This is a genomic window from Mesorhizobium sp. M7A.F.Ca.AU.001.01.1.1 (assembly GCF_004022735.1).
In the GTDB taxonomy this organism is placed as follows: domain Bacteria; phylum Pseudomonadota; class Alphaproteobacteria; order Rhizobiales; family Rhizobiaceae; genus Mesorhizobium; species Mesorhizobium ciceri.
In genome coordinates this window covers 1-1,255 of sequence record NZ_RZPF01001113.1, presented here as the reverse complement: position 1 = coordinate 1,255, position 1,255 = coordinate 1, and the positions used below count along the sequence as shown (strand labels likewise).

General features: G+C 61.1%; 2 protein-coding genes. One reads left to right on the top strand and one right to left on the bottom strand.

Translation table 11 applies throughout. The features are described from left to right. On the bottom strand, nucleotides 1–709 hold a 709-nt coding region (locus EN884_RS36305), incomplete at its 3' end, for a pyrimidine 5'-nucleotidase (RefSeq protein WP_128361144.1). A gap of 160 nt (nucleotides 710–869) precedes the next feature. On the opposite strand from EN884_RS36305, the gene EN884_RS36300 reads away from it, so the two are divergent. Continuing rightward, nucleotides 870–1,255 (top strand): GGDEF domain-containing protein (locus EN884_RS36300; RefSeq protein ID WP_164895435.1); only part of this gene is annotated, 386 nt, incomplete at its 3' end.

Genomic DNA, 1,255 nt, shown 5'->3' with positions numbered 1-1,255 from the left:
TTCCCCCCCCCCCCTCCACAATCGCCGTCAGAAACCCCGCCAGATCGTCGGTGACGAAATCGACATCATCCTCATTGGCCGGGTCGCGCTCCCATATCTCGGAAAAGGTCGGCTCGAAATTGCGCGGCACGATCAGCACCGTGGTCATGCCGAGCGACTTCGGCACCGAAAGGTTACGGGCAAGATCCTCGAACATCACCGCATTGTGGCCGGTGACGGCGTGGAGTTCGGCGAACTTCTCGTAGGTCTGGCGCGCCGGCTTGGGATTGAGCCCCGCAGCGACGATGTCGAAGATGTCGTCGAAATGGTCGAGGATGCCGAGCTGGCGCGCGGTGCGCTCGGCGTGCCTGCGGTCGCCGTTGGTGAAGATGAACTTGCGGCCGGGAAGCTGGCGGATGGCGGTGCCGAGAACGGGATCGGGCACCAGCCATGAATAGTCGATGTCGTGGACCTTCTCGAGGAAATCGTCGGGGTCGATGCCGTGGCGTGTCATCAGGCCGTTCAGCGTCGTGCCATATTCGCGGTAGAGCTCCTTCTGCAACTTGCGCGCATCGTCGCGCGGCAATGCCAACAGTTCGCCGACATAGGCGGTCATCTTGACGTCGATCTGCGAGAACAGATTCGAATGGTGCGGATAGAGCGTGTTATCGAGATCGAAGACCCAGTCGGTGACATGGGCGAAGCGGGCGGGGTCAGGGAGCGTGGTCATGGACTCCTTATGGCATGAAACGCGCATTCCGAAAGCGACTTTATCCACAACTTCTGCTCGTTGAGGTTGCGTAAATCGTCTCACGATTCAAATTTTAGGCATCTGGGAAAGGTGGCCTTCAGGGCTTGCTGGCAGAGAGGCAGTCTTGTGGGAGCAAGCGATGAACAGCATAATTCTGAGATCCGCCGCCGTTGCTTTCGCCTCAGTCGCGGCCTCTCTCCTGCTGACCCTGATCATCGTTCCGGCCATGGGATTTCCGGTCAACCGGACGATCTGGCTGACCTCCACGCTCTGTCCGCTGGTGCTGGCGTGGGCCGCCAGCGCAAGCACTTTCTGGCAAAGCGACAGGCTGAAAAACGCGCATCGCGATCTCGCCCGAGCCCATGCCCAGCTCGCCGCCGCGCATCGCCGCCTGGCGGAAAAGGCGAGCCGCGACGACATGACCGGCATGCTCAACCGGGAAAGCTTCTTTGCCGCGCTCGACGGTTCGCGCCGCAAGTCCGATCGCGGCGCGCTGCTGATCATCGATGCCGACCACTTCAAGAC